Genomic DNA, 14,458 nt, shown 5'->3' on the forward strand with positions numbered 1-14,458 from the left:
TTATCCTTTTGCTTCAACTTGCTCAGGCTTGTAGGTGCGGATGATCCAAATCAGGATACCGATCAGGAAGAACGCACTCGGTGGCAGCAGGAGCAGACCGTTGGGCTGATACCAGCCGCCGTCAGAGATCTTGGACAGGATCTCAACGCCGAACAGAGAACCGTTACCGAACAGTTCACGCACAAAGCCAACAGACAGCAGGATGGCACCATAACCCAGACCGTTACCGATACCGTCCATGAAGCTCATCATTGGAGGTGTCTTCATGGCATAGGCTTCGGCGCGGCCCATCACGATACAGTTGGTGATGATAAGGCCCACGAATACCGACAGCTGTTTGGCCACGTCGTAGGCGTAAGCCTGCAGTACCTGGTCAACCACGATTACCAGCGAGGCGATAATCGCCATCTGCACGATAATACGTACGCTGTTAGGGATATGATTACGGATCATGGAGATGAACAGGTTCGAGAACGCGGTTACCGCGGTCAGAGCCAGAGTCATCACAAGGGCAGTTTCCAGCTTACTGGTTACTGCCAGCGCACTACAAACACCCAGGATCTGCAGCGCAATCGGGTTGTTGGAGATAATAGGTCCGGTCAGAACCTTTTTCAGTTCGTTGGCCATTAGCTCAGCCCTCCGTTGCGTGCTTTTTCAATGAAACTCGCAAAACCTTCTTTACCCAGCCAGAACGTCAGCGAGTGCTGAACACCGTTACTGGTCAGGGTTGCACCAGACAGGGCGTCAACGCCGTGTACAGAGGCAGCCACTGCTGGGTTCTTGGTCACGCTGATAGCCAGCTTGCCCTGTTCGTCGAACAGTTTCTTGCCGTGCCACAGTGCTTTCCACTTAGGATTCTGTACTTCGCCACCCAGACCTGGGGTTTCACCAGAACCGGTAAAGTCGTAGTAAACCAGGCCCTGAATGGTGTTCAGGTCAGGATCCAGTGCCAGGAAGGCAAACATGGTTGACCACAGACCGTAGCCTTTAACAGGCAGGATCACAGTCTTGAGCGCGCCGGCATCGTCACGCACCAGGTACACCACAGCCTCGTTAGGTACGCGCTTGATAGAAGCAACGTCATTCACAGGCTTGGAAGAAGTCTTTGGATCGCGGGCAGCTTTTTCCTGATCAAAGGTATTGCCATCCACACCGTCCACAAACTCACCTGATTTCAGGTTAACTACGCGGGCTTCAACATACTTGTTGTAGGTTGCCAGTACTTCTGCTTTGGTGATGTTGCCAGCCTTGGTGTCCATCAGGTTGGCAGCTTCCAGAATGTACTTTTGCTTATCCAGCAGCTTGTTTTCCTGCTGAGTCGGACGCAGTACTACGGCAGCAGTCGATACGAAGATCGAGCACACCAGGCACAGGCCAACAACGATAAACAGCGTTCTTCCGAACGAATCTTTATTATTAGCCACGGGCAATCCTCCGCTTGATATTTGCCTGTACCACGAAATGGTCGAACAGTGGCGCAAACAGGTTGGCAAACAGAATGGCCAACATCATACCTTCAGGGAACGCAGGGTTGATCACACGAATGAACACCGCCATGGCACCGATCAGGAGACCGTAGGCCCACTTGGCCTGGTTGGTGAAAGAGGCAGACACAGGGTCGGTAGCCATGAACATCATACCGAAGGCGAAACCACCCAGTACCAGGTGCCAGTACCAAGGCATGGCGAACATTGGGTTGGTGTCAGAACCGATGACGTTCAGCAGGGTCGATACGGCAATCATACCTACCAGTACACCACCCACGATGCGCCAGGACGCGATACGGGTATAGATGATAACCAAGCCGCCCAGCAGAATGGCCAGAGTCGATACTTCACCCACAGAACCTGGGATAAAGCCGAAGAAGGCATTCCACCAATCCTGATTCAGACCGTACTCCAGGGTACCGGTAGCAGCCTGGCTCAGGTGAGTTGCACCAGAGAAACCATCGGCCACAACCCAGCTGGTGTCACCGGACATGTTCAGCGGATAGGCAAAGAACAGGAAGGCACGACCGGCCAGCGCAGGGTTAAGGAAGTTACGTCCGGTACCACCGAACACTTCTTTTGCTACCACCACACCGAAGGTGATACCCAGTGCAACCATCCACAGCGGGATAGTGGCAGGCAGAGTCAGGGCGAACAGAATAGAGGTAACGAAGAAGCCTTCGTTTACTTCATGACCGCGCACCATGGCAAACAGCACTTCCCAGATACCGCCGACCGCGAAGGTCACAGCATAAATAGGCAGGAAGAAACAGGCGCCGTACCACATCAGCGTGGCCCAACCGGAATCGGCAGTCAGCTCAGTACCCAGGATACCGAACAGGCTAACCTGCCATACGTCAGGGGTAGCAAAACCAGCAGCCAGAGCCAGCTGAGCCTGCAGACCTACGTTGTACATACCAACGAACATCGCCGGGAAGGCACAGGCCCACACGGTGATCATCATACGCTTGAGGTCGAGGTTATCGCGAACGTGGGTCTTGCCCTTGTTCACCAGACCTGGCGTATAGAAAATAGTGGCGGCCGCTTCATACAGGGCATACCACTTCTCGTATTTACCGCCTTTTTCGAATTGCGGTTCAATACGCTCAAGAAAATCTTTCAAGCTCATCAGCCTTCCCTCTCTACCGTATCCAGGCAGTTGCGCAGATAGGAACCGTAGTCATACTTGCCTGGGCACACAAAGGTACACAGTGCCAAATCTTCTTCATCCAGCTCCAGCGCACCCAAAGAGATAGCGCCGTCAATATCACCGGATACCAGATCACGCAGCAGCATGGTTGGCAGAATGTCCAATGGCATTACGCGCTCGTAGTTGCCGATAGGCACCATGGCGCGGTCTGAACCACCGGTGCTGGTCGTCATATCGAACAGACGGCTTGGCGACAGGTGAGACAGGAAGGCACGGGTAATGGAGAACTTGTTGCTGCCTGGCAAAATCCAGCCGATGAATTCCTTCTCAGTACCCTCTTCCAGCAAGCTCACCTGCAGGTGGTAACGACCCAGGTAGGCGTGTACACCAGTCGCAGTGCGACCGTTCAGTACAGAGCCAGACACCTTACGTACCACACCTTCGGCAGTTTCACCGGCAGTCAGGGTCTCGATGCTGGCACCCAACAGGGTACGCACCAGGCGAGGCTTAACGGCTTTAGGGCCGGCAATAGAGATCACACGGTTGGTATTCAGTTCGCCAGTAGTGAACAGCTGACCAAAGGCTATCACGTCCTGGTAACCGATATGCCACACCGAGCGATGGGCAGACGCAGGCAGAATAAAGTGGATATGGGTACCTGCCAAACCGGCAGGATGCTTGCCACCAAACTCATGGACTTCGGCATTGGCAGCAGGAATGTCAGCGCCAGGCGCTTTACACAGGTAAACCTTACCCTCGGTCAGTCTTGCCAGCACCTTCAGGCCGTTGGCAAAGTCTTCTTTATGCTCGGCAATCACCAAAGCGGGATCGGCAGCATGGGGGTTGGTATCGGTTGCGGTAACAAAGATGCCGGCAGGTGACGCATCAACTGCAGGAACTTTGCTGAAAGGACGGGTACGCAGGGCAGTCCACAGACCTGATTCGATCAGGTTGTTTCTGACTTGCTCACCACTCAGGGAATCCAGCTCAGCAGCATCGTACTTGGCAAAAGCAACAGCATCGTTGCCCTCAAGTTCAATCACCACAGACTGGAGAACTCGCTTCGCACCCCGGTTGATTTCAGTAACAGTACCACTGGCCAAAGCCGTATATTTCACGCCAGGATTCTTTTTATCTTCAAAAAGCACCTGACCCTTGGCTACCTTGTCTCCTACCTTAACTTTCATGGTAGGACGCATGCCAATATACTCTTCACCCAATGTAGCTACGTGTTTAATGGCTGGGCCATCATGGATAACTTGCTCTGGACCACCCGTTAAGGGCAGATCCAATCCTTTCTTAATTGTAATCATATCCACATGCACTACGTTTGAAGGAAAGACAACGCGCCGCGTTCCTGCTAGACACCCGGTTTTAAACAAACCGTTAGCGTTGAGCTGGCGCAGATTTATCACAGAAATGCGATCGCAATCACGCTGGTCGCGCGCATTTTACCCCAAACGCCCTGCCATCGCCACGAAAATTATGCGTGTTTTCAAACTTCGCAGGCCGTTTTCCGCCGTGAAATTCACGCTTTTCCACCAAGACAAAACATCGCCCTCGCAGAAAAGGATTTTTGCTGCAACAAGTTTTATATCTATCTAATATATATGAACTTATATAAGCAAATATTGAAAAGAACTCTAAGACACGCCAGCCGGGACACTAACTCGAATGAGATACAAAACCCCGCCGGATTCAGCCATGCCAGCGATAGCCGAGACTGAACAAAACTTCGCCACCCCGTGGACCAAAATCTGCCACCTTCGAGGGCAAGTCATCGGCGGCAAGATTGTCTGCCCTGAGGTACACCCCATGGGCACCGTGCTGCCACGACAGGGCCGCATCAAGCCGGCTCATATCCCCTTCAGGGTATGTGATTTCGCGGCCAGTGAACGACAGTGACCACTCACCAGCACTGAGTCCGAGCGCCATCGACAGCTGCCGGGAAGGCTGCCAGGGCAATCGGTCGCCACTGTTATAGCAGCGGCTCGCTGCCACAAGGCACTGGGCCGAATCAAATTCGCTGCGATTCTCCTCAACCCCTACCACCAGGGGCACGCTCAGCGCGCCAAACTCCCCAAGCCAGCTGGCGGACAGCCCAAACCCTCTGGCCGATACATCCGCGACATTGAGCTGATGCATGCCTTTCAGACCAGGGCAGTCCTCAAGTTCGGTGCAGTCCAGATGCAAGTTGTCGTAGTCCCGTGCCCACAGCTGTCCTTTCAGACTGAATGAGCCCATGGCCCAATTTCCATCCAGGTTGATGCCATCCCAGGTTTGCGCCAGCGCCTCGGCATTCCCAGGTGCGGGGGGAGTAAAGCCATGCCGGCCCCACAAGCCAATGCTGTCGTCGGCAAACAGCAACCCCAGACCATAGCGCCAGCCTTCACTGCTGCTATCCATGGAAAAGTCAGTGCCCGCTTCGCCGCCAGCTGGCTCATTGCTTATCCGCTCAGTACCTGCCCGCTCAGTCCTTACCCGCTCAGTGTCGGCCCGCAGCCAACTGGCCTGTGCGGCTACATCCAGCCAGGCGAAATCGAGCCGTGCTTTAAGCCCCAGTGTCAGTACACTGGCGCTGTCGCTTATCTCCACATTGGCAACTTCCGGGTTAGTGCCCGCTGCGCTCTCAACCAGCATGCTGCCTTTATAGTCAGCGCTGTCGTGCTGATAACTCAGCCGATAGCTGAGTGAGTGCTTACCATAGCTGTCGATGCTTTCGCTTTGAATGCCCATGGTTTGATAGCGCACATCCCCAACAAAGCCGCCAATAAAGTTATCAGCATTAATACCCTGGACCGCAGCCGCTGCCGTATCCTTGGGGCCATCTATAAGCGCAGAGCTCGGCCCCGCGGCGCCAAGCAGGCTATTGTCAGCCTCAGTATTGGAAGGCGCCGCTGCAAGCGCAGTAAAATCTATCCGGCTTTCCTGCCAAAAAAGGTCGGTACGGGTGCTGCTTTGAATGCTGTTGCTTCTGATATTTGTCCTTTGACTGCTGCCAGTGCCGCCAACTACCCCCGCATAATGGGTTAGATGCAGCCGTTGCCGCTCGCGGCTTACGGTCAACGCCGCGGCTGAAAGCGGCACACTGCTGTCCTGATACAGCCAGCCAAGCTCGGTGCGCTGCTTATTCTTTGCCCCCGGCAAACTGGAGGCACCCAGGGCAATAAAGAGTTCGGTGTCTTTAGCATCATCCAGCCTGCTGTCATCGGCTTTCTGCTGCAGATAACTGCCGCGAAATCCCATATCCAGCGCCTCGTTACTGGATTGCAGCGCCGCCCTCAGTGCTGCGGTTTTATCATCCCGTGCCTCTAGTCCCAGTCCATCACTGCCCTGCCCCGCCGGACTGAGCCAATAATCACTTTTGAGCTCATTGGCGCACTGCTCAGCCGACAAGCCACACAAATCGAGGCCATCGACACCGAAGCGCCCGGCATCGAGCCACACGCCCGGTGCAGCAAAAGGGGCCAGCGCAAGGTCAATCCCGTTCAGGCCGGGGGTATTTTCTCTGCTGTCAGATTGAAAAAAGCGACTTTCGCCCATGATTGATGCCTTGCCTGCAAGGCTGCCAAGGGGCTGAAGGGGTAACACTGTTGGGGAATTGATACCAAGCAGCTCGGTAAAGAAGGGAGTGACAGTCTGCGCGGGCAGCTCTTCGGCCCACGCAGCGAAGCATGCGCACCCGGCCAATAAGCAGGAAACAAGCGCAGGGGTGTGTTTCATCCATATATCCCGAAATGGCCACCAATGTCGGCAGCTTTATTGTTATTTATTTGTGACATGGATGATTTTAGACGAAAAAAAAGCGGCTCGCGCCGCTTTTTCAATATGACGTTCAATAAATCAGAGCTGGTTCAGAATTTCGTCAGCCAACTTGAGTTCATCGTTACGGTTTACGCTGACACCAGCGGCAATAATGGTGCGCGCGATGTCCTGCGCCTGCTCCAGAGAATGCATCTCATAGGTACCGCACTGGTATTCATTGAGCTCTGGAATGGCCTTCTGATCGGCAACCTTGAGCACATCTTCCATGGCGGCAAGCCAGGCATCGGCAACCCGCTTTTCACTCGGCTCACCAATCAGGCTCATATAAAAGCCGGTGCGGCAACCCATGGGCGAAATATCGATGATTTCAACGCCATTGCCATTCAAATGATCGCGCATAAAGCCAGCAAACAGGTGCTCCAGCGTGTGGATGCCACGCTCGCTGAGGATGTCCTTATTGGGGGCACAAAAACGCAGATCGAACACAGTAATGGTGTCACCCTTTGGGGTGCTCATGGTCTTAGCCACCCGCACCGCAGGGGCGTTCATACGGGTATGGTCAACGGTGAAACTGTCCAATAAAGGCATGGTGCTCTCCAGCCCCGTCAGCCGGGGCACAAAGTAGTTTTGCAAAGTGAGCCAAGCATAGCATTAAAGCCTGCACTCAAAAACCTCATTGTCTTAAGCGACTGTAAGCATCTTCCGAGATCAGGTGATACTGACGCACGCCGCGCTCGTACTCACGATAGGCATCAAACACCTTCTGCATCATGGGATCCTGCGCCGACTGCTCGGCAATCACCTCGGCCGAGGTCTTGCGAAGCCCGTCCATCACATCCTGAGGGAACTGGCGCAGCTGCACGCCATGCTCATTGATAAGGCTTTCCAGCGCGCCCACATGGCGGGTGGTGTACTCATCAAGCATATCCTGATTGGTGGCCTTGGCCGCCACCCGCACTATTGCCTGCAAATCCTTGGGCAGCTTGTTAAAGGCCTCTTTATTAATCAGAAACTCAAGTGTTGTGCCGGGCTCATGCCAGCCGGGATAGTAGTAAAACTTGGCAACTTTATGCAGGCCAAAAGCCAAATCATTGTATGGCCCCACCCACTCGGTTGCATCAATGGCACCTGTCTGCATCGCGGTATAAAGCTCACGCCCCGGCAGCACCACAGGCACGCCGCCCAGGCGCTTAAGCACTTCGCCCCCAAGCCCGGGCAAGCGCATCTTCAGGCCTTTCAAATCATCAAGGCTATTGATTTCTTTATTAAACCAGCCGCCCATCTGCACGCCACTGTTGCCGCCTGGCATCGGCAGAATACCAAAAGGCGCATACACCTCTTCCCACAGCTGCTGACCGCCGCCGTAGGTAAGCCAGCCATTCATCTCCTGGGCATTAAGACCGAAGGGTATGGAGGTGAAAAACTGCGCCGCCGGTGCCTTACCTTTCCAATAATACGCAGCGCTGTGGCCCATCTGCACTGAGCCTTCGCTCACGGCTTCAAACACTTCCAGTGCCGGCAGCAGCTCGCCCGCACCATAGACTTTGATTTTCAGGCGCCCGGCAGACATCTCATCCACCATGGTGGCGAAGTGTTCGGGCGCAGTCCCCAACCCCGGGAAGTTCTTTGGCCAAGAGGTCGCCAGTTTCCACTCAATGGGCTTAACCTCGGCCACCGGAGCCTGAGCGGCCGGGGCCTTGTCGTCGTTGCAGCCCATCAATAAAAGCGCCGTCGCCAGCACCGAAAACCCTATTTTACGCATCATGTTGAGTAACTCCTGTCTTTAGTATTGGCCGTCAGTTGCCATACAGCACCGACGGCAACCAGGTGGCCAATCCCGGCCAAAGGCTCAGCAGCAGCAACATCACCAGCTGCAGTACCACAAAGGGAATGACTCCCCGGTAGATCTGCCCGCTGGACACGGTATCGCCGGTCACACCACGCAGATAGAAAAGCGCAAAACCAAAAGGGGGCGTTAAGAACGAGGTCTGCAGGTTCATGGCAATCATGATCCCAAGCCAGACGGGATCCAGCCCCATCGCCAGCAGAATAGGCGCCACCAGCGGCACCACCACGAAAGTGATTTCGATAAAATCCAGAATAAAGCCAAGCAGGAAGATCACCGCCATCACCAGCAACATGGCACCGACCACACCGCCGGGCATGGCCATAAACAGCTCATGGATCAGCTCTTCACCGCCAAGGCCACGAAATACCAGTGAAAACACCGACGCGCCTATCAGTATAAGAAACACCATGGAGGTGATTTTCACCGTGCTCTGCATCACTTCTTTCAGTGCCAGCATACTGAGCTGACGTTTGCCAATAGCAATAAACAGCGCCCCGGCGGCGCCCACCGAAGCGGCTTCCGTAGGAGTCGCAATGCCGGTGAGAATGGACCCAAGCACCAATAAAATCAGCACCAAAGGTGGCAGCAGCGCCGATACAACCCGGGAGATGGAAATAGGTTCGCGGACATCGGCGACTTCGCTGCCGAAATCTTGCGGGTGGCGCCACAGCCGCACCAGGGTGTAGAGCACATACAGCGCCACCAGCATGAGTCCTGGGATAAGGGCACCGGCAAACAAATCGCCCACCGACACCGACTTGGGGTTAAAAATCCCCATTTTCAGCTGCGCCTGCTGATAGGCGTTGGAGAGCACATCCCCAAGCAACACCAGCGCAATGGAAGGCGGAATAATCTGTCCCAGGGTGCCGGTGGCACAAATGGCACCGGCGCTGAATTCAGGGCTGTAGCCGCGCTTAAGCAGTGTCGGCAGACTCATCAGGCCCATGGTGACCACAGTCGCACCGACGATCCCCGTGCTGGCCGCGAGCAACATGCCCACCAAAAACACACTGAAAATCAGCCCACCACGCAAGCGGCCGAATAGGTCACTCATGGTGGTCAGCAGCTGCTCGGCGATACGGGACTTCTCCAGCACTACGCCCATAAACACAAACAGCGGCACCGCCATCAAGATTTCATTGTTGATAATGCCGTAAATCCGGTTCGGTAGCAGGCCAAACAGCCCCATGTCGAAGGCGCCGAAAAAGCTTGCCACCACCGCAAATAAAAAGGCTACGCCTCCCAGCGTCAGGGCAACCGGGTAACCCAGCATCAACACCAGACAAATAATCGCAAACAGCAAAAGCGCCATCAGCAAGCCTCCTTGCCAAACAGCGCCTTTCCATGGCGGTACAGCTCACACAGCCCCTGGATAATTAAACTGATACACAGCCCCAGCAGCAGCGTTTTTTGCAGATACACAAATGGCAAACCACCGGCTTCGATAGAAGCTTCGTGGATGCGCCAGGAGCGCAGCACATAGTCGAGGCAGAAATAGAAGATGGCACCACAAAGTGGCAGCAGGAACACCAGGGTGCCGACGAAGTCGACCCAATGGCGGGTGCGCTCGGAAAACTGGCGATAAAACACATCCACCCGCACATGGGCTTCGCGTTTTAAAGTGAAACCAGCCGCCAGGGTAAACACAGCGCCGTGAAGATAAAGGGCCGTTTCCTGCATTGCCGTGGCGCCGGTGGAGAAGACATAACGCAACAGCACCACCGCCAGAGTCAGGATCACCATAGCAAGGGTAAACCAGCCCACGAGCCGACCAAGGGACTCACCAAGCCCTTCAAGAAATTGAATTATTTTTCCCATAATACTGTTTTTGTTGATGCTTTTTATCGTTATCAATGCAACCTATTGATAACAGAAAATACACACAGAAGAAACCAGCAAATGGTCTGAGGATGCGCTGATGCGCGGATAGACGGGGGAGAAACAAAAATGCCCGCATCTGCGGGCACCTTCAACGAGAGACAGGTTTATCCTCTGCACTTGGGCGAGGATGGCACCGCCTCCAGCGCCTGCCACTCTTCCGGCGTATAAGTGTGCATCGACAAGGCATGCACGCCTGCGGCCAGTTCATCGGCCAAGGCTGCGTTGACAGCACGGTGGCGGCCAATCAGTCGCTGACCAGTAAAGGCCGCGCTGGCAATCACCACTTTAAAATGCGTCTCAGAGTTCTTGGGCACATTGTGCATATGGCTTTCGTTGATAACCTCAAGGTGCACAGGGGCAAGTGCTTCGGTCAATTTTGCATGGATAATATCGGCGACAGACATAGGAAGTTCACACAATAAATAGATGGCGGCAGGTTAGCGCTGCCGCCGCAAAAGGTCAAACAGCCGCTGATTTTGGATAAACCCGTGCGTTGGGCTCAACCGCTTCGAGGGCTGCCACCAGGGTGGCCGTATCAACACCGGCCGGTACTTTGAGCTGCATATTGGCGTTGAACACAGTGCGCCCCAAGCTGGTCACCTGCAACCTGTGGCTTTCCATCTGGGTTACGCCAATGCCGAGATTGGCAAGGATATCGTTAATATCCCGGGTCAGGCCGGGCCTGTCGCTGCAATCAAGCTCGATAGTCAGCGCCTCGGCTTCATCGGCAGCGGCCACCACAGGCGCATACACAAAACTCACATTGGGAAAGGCCTGCTCAAGACGGGTTCTGAGCTGCGCGTCTTTATCATCATCAATGCTGACCCGCATCATGGCGGCAAACTGACCATCAAGCATTATGAGCTTACTCGACAGCCATTCGGCGCCACATTCACGGCTCAGTGTCGCGAGAGACTTAAGCACATCAGGCCCCAGGGGACCAACCACGGTGGAAATGAATTGAATTTTCATTGAAAGCCTCCTGCAATACCCCGGGCACACGGCTTAACCATCGCCATATTTCACCCATACCCTGTTCACTGTAACCCTGCCGTGCGGGTACTTCTGTGGTCAAGTGCACAGAATCCGGAGCCTTCAGCCAGCGAGAGCTTTCAGCCAATCAAAGCCTTCAGCGCTCAAGAGCCATCAGCGGACTAAGGCCTTCAGCCATAAAAAACCATCAGCGGGCCCGGTGATAAAAAGCAGACAAACGTCTGAAGGTAAAGCTCAGCCGCGCATCCATCGGCCGCTCCGAACGCGGGATGGCATGCTCCCACAGCGCCTGCATCGGTGCGTGCATCAGCAGTAAATCACCGCTTTGCAGCATCAGCCTCACCTTGTGCCCATCGGCTCGGCGGCGCATCACAAAGGGTCTGGCCTGCCCCAGACTGACAATGGCAACCGGTGCCGAGGCCACCAGCTCGGGCTCATTATCGGCATGAAACCCCATGGCATCGCGGCCATTGCGATAATGATTCACCAGGCAGCCATTAAAACCTGCGGCAAACTCGCGGTTGAGTTTCTCTTTCAATTTCAGTGCATACCTGGGCCAGGGCGCTGGCTCAATCAGCAAGGATGAGTATTGATATTGGCAGCCTTCATCACCGAGCCACAGCTGCTCGCGAGGAATTTTATGCCACTTTCCATATACCTGAACCTCGGGCGAGCTAAAGGCGTACTCCGCGGCTTCGGTGAGCAGCGCCTGGCGTTGCTCAGGCGACAGATAGCCGGTGATATGGGTGATGGGCGGCGCATCATCACCTGGAATGCCATCTGAAAAACCAAGGTTAAACTGCTCTGCCAATCCTACCGTCCTTTATTTCCGGTCACTGATACCAATCTCAATATCAATCTCAATACCAATCGGCGCCGCAATTTGCGATAATTCCGCCCCCAATCAAGGATACTGTGACATATGACGACCCGATTTTCAGCCCAGCTTCCCGGCCTGGATAACGAACTTATCCTCAAGCGCTACCCCGACAGCAGCGATGCCAACCTGCAAGCCTGGGATGCCGCCGACGAACATTTGCTGAAACACCTGGATGATTCCGGTATGTCACCCCAACGCTGGCTGTTAATTAACGATAGCTTCGGTGCCCTCACCTGTGCACTGCGAGCCCGTTTCGCTGATGCAGCAATCGACTTTGCCGCCGATGGTCGCACCTGCCATTTAGGCGCCATTGAAAACCTGCAAGAGAACGCAATGAGCCAAAATGGCATTGGATTTCACGACTGCAGCCAGTTGCACACACTGACCAGCGATGCCGCAATACTGATGAAACTGCCGAAAAATCTTAACTTTTTCGCTGATACCTTAAGTCAGTTAAGTCAAACGCTTAAAGCCGGTCAGCAAGTGTTGATTGGTGCCAAAGCCAAACACATCAACCAGTCAGTGCTCGCACTTATCGGAAAACAGCTGGGCAATGCCAGTGCCAGCCTGGCCTGGAAAAAGACCCGTGTTATTACCGTCATCGCCGATGGCATACCAAGGCCACTCGCCAAACCAAGCCGCTGGCCGGTACCTGAGCTTGGACTGATGCTCGAAAACCACAGCAATGTGTTTGCCGCCAACAAACTCGATATTGGCGCGCGGTTAATGCTGAATCACCTGCCTGCGGGAGATTTCAGGCGAGTGATTGATTTGGGTTGTGGTAATGGCGTGCTGGGTCTGCAGGCAGCCAAGTCTTACCCCGATGCCCATATCCATTTTGTGGATGAATCTGCCATGGCCGTGGCAAGCGCCCGCGCCAACTGGGCATTGAACGAGCTGAACCCCGAATTGGCTGAGTTTCACTGGGACGATTGCCTCAGTCACCTGGATGCCGACATCAGCGCCGATTTGGTGCTGTGCAACCCGCCGTTCCACCAGGGTGAGGCCATCACCGACCATATCGCCTGGCAAATGTTCAACGACGCCAAGCGCCGCCTCAAGCAAGGTGGCATGCTGCACATCGTCGGCAACCGTCACCTTGGCTATCACATTAAACTTAAGCGCTTGTTTGGCAACTGCAAAACCATCGCCAGCAATGGCAAGTTTGTTATTCTGCAATCCATAAAGTAAAAAGGGCGCCGAGCGCCCTTTTCTTCAACAGCTTTTCTTAAACGACAGGTTAAGCGACACCACATTTGAGAAGATTTCCTTCTCGTAATCCTGATTCAGCAGTTCTCGCCAGGGTCGGTCGCACACTTTAACCATGTAAAAGTTTTCCCGGGAAGTGTCGGTCACAAACGCGATGCCATGTCGCATCAGCTCATAGTGAATATCGTGGACAAAACCCAGTGAAAACCGCTGTCTGCCGGTCAGACTATTGATATCTTCACGGCTCAGGCTAACGCCGGGGCCGACAGATTCAAAATGCCGGTACAGCCAGTCCGCAAATTCTTTCGCACTGACGATTGCCATAACTGCTCTCCTTGCCAATCCCATTGCCGCCATTTTTCCCTAATGGTTCCAGCCAGCGGCACCACACAGGATGCCAGGGATCCAACGTTTAACAGGATAAGACATGGCATACAGTCAAACCATCAGGCAGAAGTTTAACTTGCAGCGAAATTCGGCGAGCCGTCACAGTGTTAAGGGGCCAGGGCGCTCACGAATATCAGAGGTGTGGCGCCCCTTTATATCAGTGATGGGCACTTAAAAGGCTTTAAATGGCCTTAAATGGCAATGTCGTCAAACAGCCTGACGTTGGTCAGCGCGGTCACTTCATTAATATAGCGGCGCACATGGTCACCAAACTCCAACCCCTTCACTGCGGTAAGATTCCGGAGGGTGGGATACAGCAGAATGTCATCGTAACCGAGGCGGTTTTCCCGAGCAGATGGCAGCGGGATAAACTCAAGACCGGTAAACAGCGGGTTCAGGGCGGCAATCAGCTCAGATGAGTTGGCAAAGGCCTCGTCAAAGCTCATGCCAATGGCAGCACTCTTGTTTTGGGTATACCACGCGATGGCAGCCGCTGAGTTATATTCCTTCAGCCCAAGACGCACATTGCGTGGATGCAGCAAGGGGGCGCTGTACGCACCGGCCTCTTTGAGCCAGGACTGAATAGCGGCCTCATGGCGGGCGGGCGCAAGAACCGGCTGCCCCTCCAACGCATCGAGATAAGCAACAATATCCAGACTCTCGCCCATAAAGCTGCCATCAGCCTTTTGCAGAATAGGCACCATATTGGCCCCCACCATGCGAATGCGACTCTCCACATCATCATTGGCCAGCACCTCAATCTTAATATCCAGCTGCTTGTAGCCCACCAGCATCATGGCACGTACACAATAAGGACAATGTTCAAAAACAAAGAGTTTCATAACCATTCCTGAATT

General features: G+C 54.2%; 15 protein-coding genes. 1 reads left to right on the plus strand and 14 read right to left on the minus strand.

What is annotated here, in order from left to right; all coding sequences use genetic code 11:
- The 12 genes from MJ923_RS15205 to MJ923_RS15260 form a co-directional block, all read right to left on the minus strand.
- The gene (locus MJ923_RS15205; protein WP_126167703.1) at positions 1-627 is read right to left on the minus strand and encodes an NADH:ubiquinone reductase (Na(+)-transporting) subunit D; all 627 of its coding nucleotides are present in this window, start codon (positions 625-627) and stop codon (positions 1-3) included.
- The gene (locus MJ923_RS15210; protein ID WP_126167704.1) at positions 627-1,424 is read right to left on the minus strand and encodes a Na(+)-translocating NADH-quinone reductase subunit C; all 798 of its coding nucleotides are present in this window, start codon (positions 1,422-1,424) and stop codon (positions 627-629) included. Before MJ923_RS15210 ends, MJ923_RS15205 begins: the two co-directional genes overlap by 1 nt.
- Complete coding sequence (locus tag MJ923_RS15215; protein WP_126167705.1) at positions 1,417-2,616, minus strand: NADH:ubiquinone reductase (Na(+)-transporting) subunit B; 1,200 nt, start codon at positions 2,614-2,616, stop codon at positions 1,417-1,419. The genes MJ923_RS15210 and MJ923_RS15215 overlap by 8 nt, the downstream gene beginning before the upstream one ends.
- On the minus strand, positions 2,616-3,950 hold the full coding sequence (locus MJ923_RS15220; protein WP_240591827.1) for a Na(+)-translocating NADH-quinone reductase subunit A: 1,335 nt from the start codon (positions 3,948-3,950) through the stop codon (positions 2,616-2,618). The genes MJ923_RS15215 and MJ923_RS15220 overlap by 1 nt, the downstream gene beginning before the upstream one ends.
- A 385-nt stretch (positions 3,951-4,335) precedes the next feature.
- On the minus strand, positions 4,336-6,360 hold the full coding sequence (locus MJ923_RS15225; protein ID WP_240591828.1) for a hypothetical protein: 2,025 nt from the start codon (positions 6,358-6,360) through the stop codon (positions 4,336-4,338).
- A gap of 120 nt (positions 6,361-6,480) precedes the next feature.
- A complete protein-coding gene (gene luxS, locus MJ923_RS15230; RefSeq protein ID WP_126167708.1) occupies positions 6,481-6,990 on the minus strand; it encodes an S-ribosylhomocysteine lyase in 510 nt (169 codons plus the stop codon).
- A gap of 85 nt (positions 6,991-7,075) precedes the next feature.
- Positions 7,076-8,164: a TRAP transporter substrate-binding protein DctP gene (locus tag MJ923_RS15235; RefSeq protein WP_240591872.1), complete on the minus strand. Its 1,089-nt coding sequence runs from the start codon at positions 8,162-8,164 to the stop codon at positions 7,076-7,078.
- 34 nt (positions 8,165-8,198) lie between these two features.
- A complete protein-coding gene (locus MJ923_RS15240) occupies positions 8,199-9,563 on the minus strand; it encodes a TRAP transporter large permease (RefSeq protein WP_240591829.1) in 1,365 nt (454 codons plus the stop codon).
- On the minus strand, positions 9,563-10,069 hold the full coding sequence (locus tag MJ923_RS15245) for a TRAP transporter small permease subunit (protein ID WP_126167710.1): 507 nt from the start codon (positions 10,067-10,069) through the stop codon (positions 9,563-9,565). Before MJ923_RS15245 ends, MJ923_RS15240 begins: the two co-directional genes overlap by 1 nt.
- Positions 10,070-10,236: 167 nt before the next feature.
- Positions 10,237-10,536 (minus strand): BolA family protein, encoded by a 300-nt coding sequence (locus tag MJ923_RS15250; RefSeq protein WP_126167711.1) that lies wholly within the window; start codon positions 10,534-10,536, stop codon positions 10,237-10,239.
- Positions 10,537-10,591: 55 nt separating this feature from the next.
- The gene (locus MJ923_RS15255) at positions 10,592-11,104 is read right to left on the minus strand and encodes a glycine cleavage system transcriptional repressor (RefSeq protein ID WP_240591830.1); all 513 of its coding nucleotides are present in this window, start codon (positions 11,102-11,104) and stop codon (positions 10,592-10,594) included.
- A gap of 208 nt (positions 11,105-11,312) precedes the next feature.
- Positions 11,313-11,936: an alpha-ketoglutarate-dependent dioxygenase AlkB family protein gene (locus MJ923_RS15260; protein WP_240591831.1), complete on the minus strand. Its 624-nt coding sequence runs from the start codon at positions 11,934-11,936 to the stop codon at positions 11,313-11,315.
- 111 nt (positions 11,937-12,047) lie between these two features.
- On the opposite strand from MJ923_RS15260, the gene MJ923_RS15265 reads away from it, so the two are divergent.
- Positions 12,048-13,196, plus strand: coding sequence for a methyltransferase (locus tag MJ923_RS15265; RefSeq protein WP_240591832.1), 1,149 nt, complete (start codon positions 12,048-12,050; stop codon positions 13,194-13,196).
- Between the two features lie 24 nt (positions 13,197-13,220).
- On the opposite strand, the gene MJ923_RS15270 is transcribed toward MJ923_RS15265, so the two are convergent.
- Positions 13,221-13,538 (minus strand): hypothetical protein, encoded by a 318-nt coding sequence (locus tag MJ923_RS15270; protein ID WP_126167715.1) that lies wholly within the window; start codon positions 13,536-13,538, stop codon positions 13,221-13,223.
- Positions 13,539-13,792: 254 nt separating this feature from the next.
- On the minus strand, positions 13,793-14,443 hold the full coding sequence (grxB, locus tag MJ923_RS15275) for a glutaredoxin 2 (protein ID WP_240591833.1): 651 nt from the start codon (positions 14,441-14,443) through the stop codon (positions 13,793-13,795).
- Between the last annotated feature and the right edge of the window lie 15 nt (positions 14,444-14,458).

This window comes from Shewanella zhuhaiensis (assembly GCF_022484835.1).
GTDB classification, from domain to species: Bacteria; Pseudomonadota; Gammaproteobacteria; order Enterobacterales; family Shewanellaceae; genus Shewanella; species Shewanella khirikhana.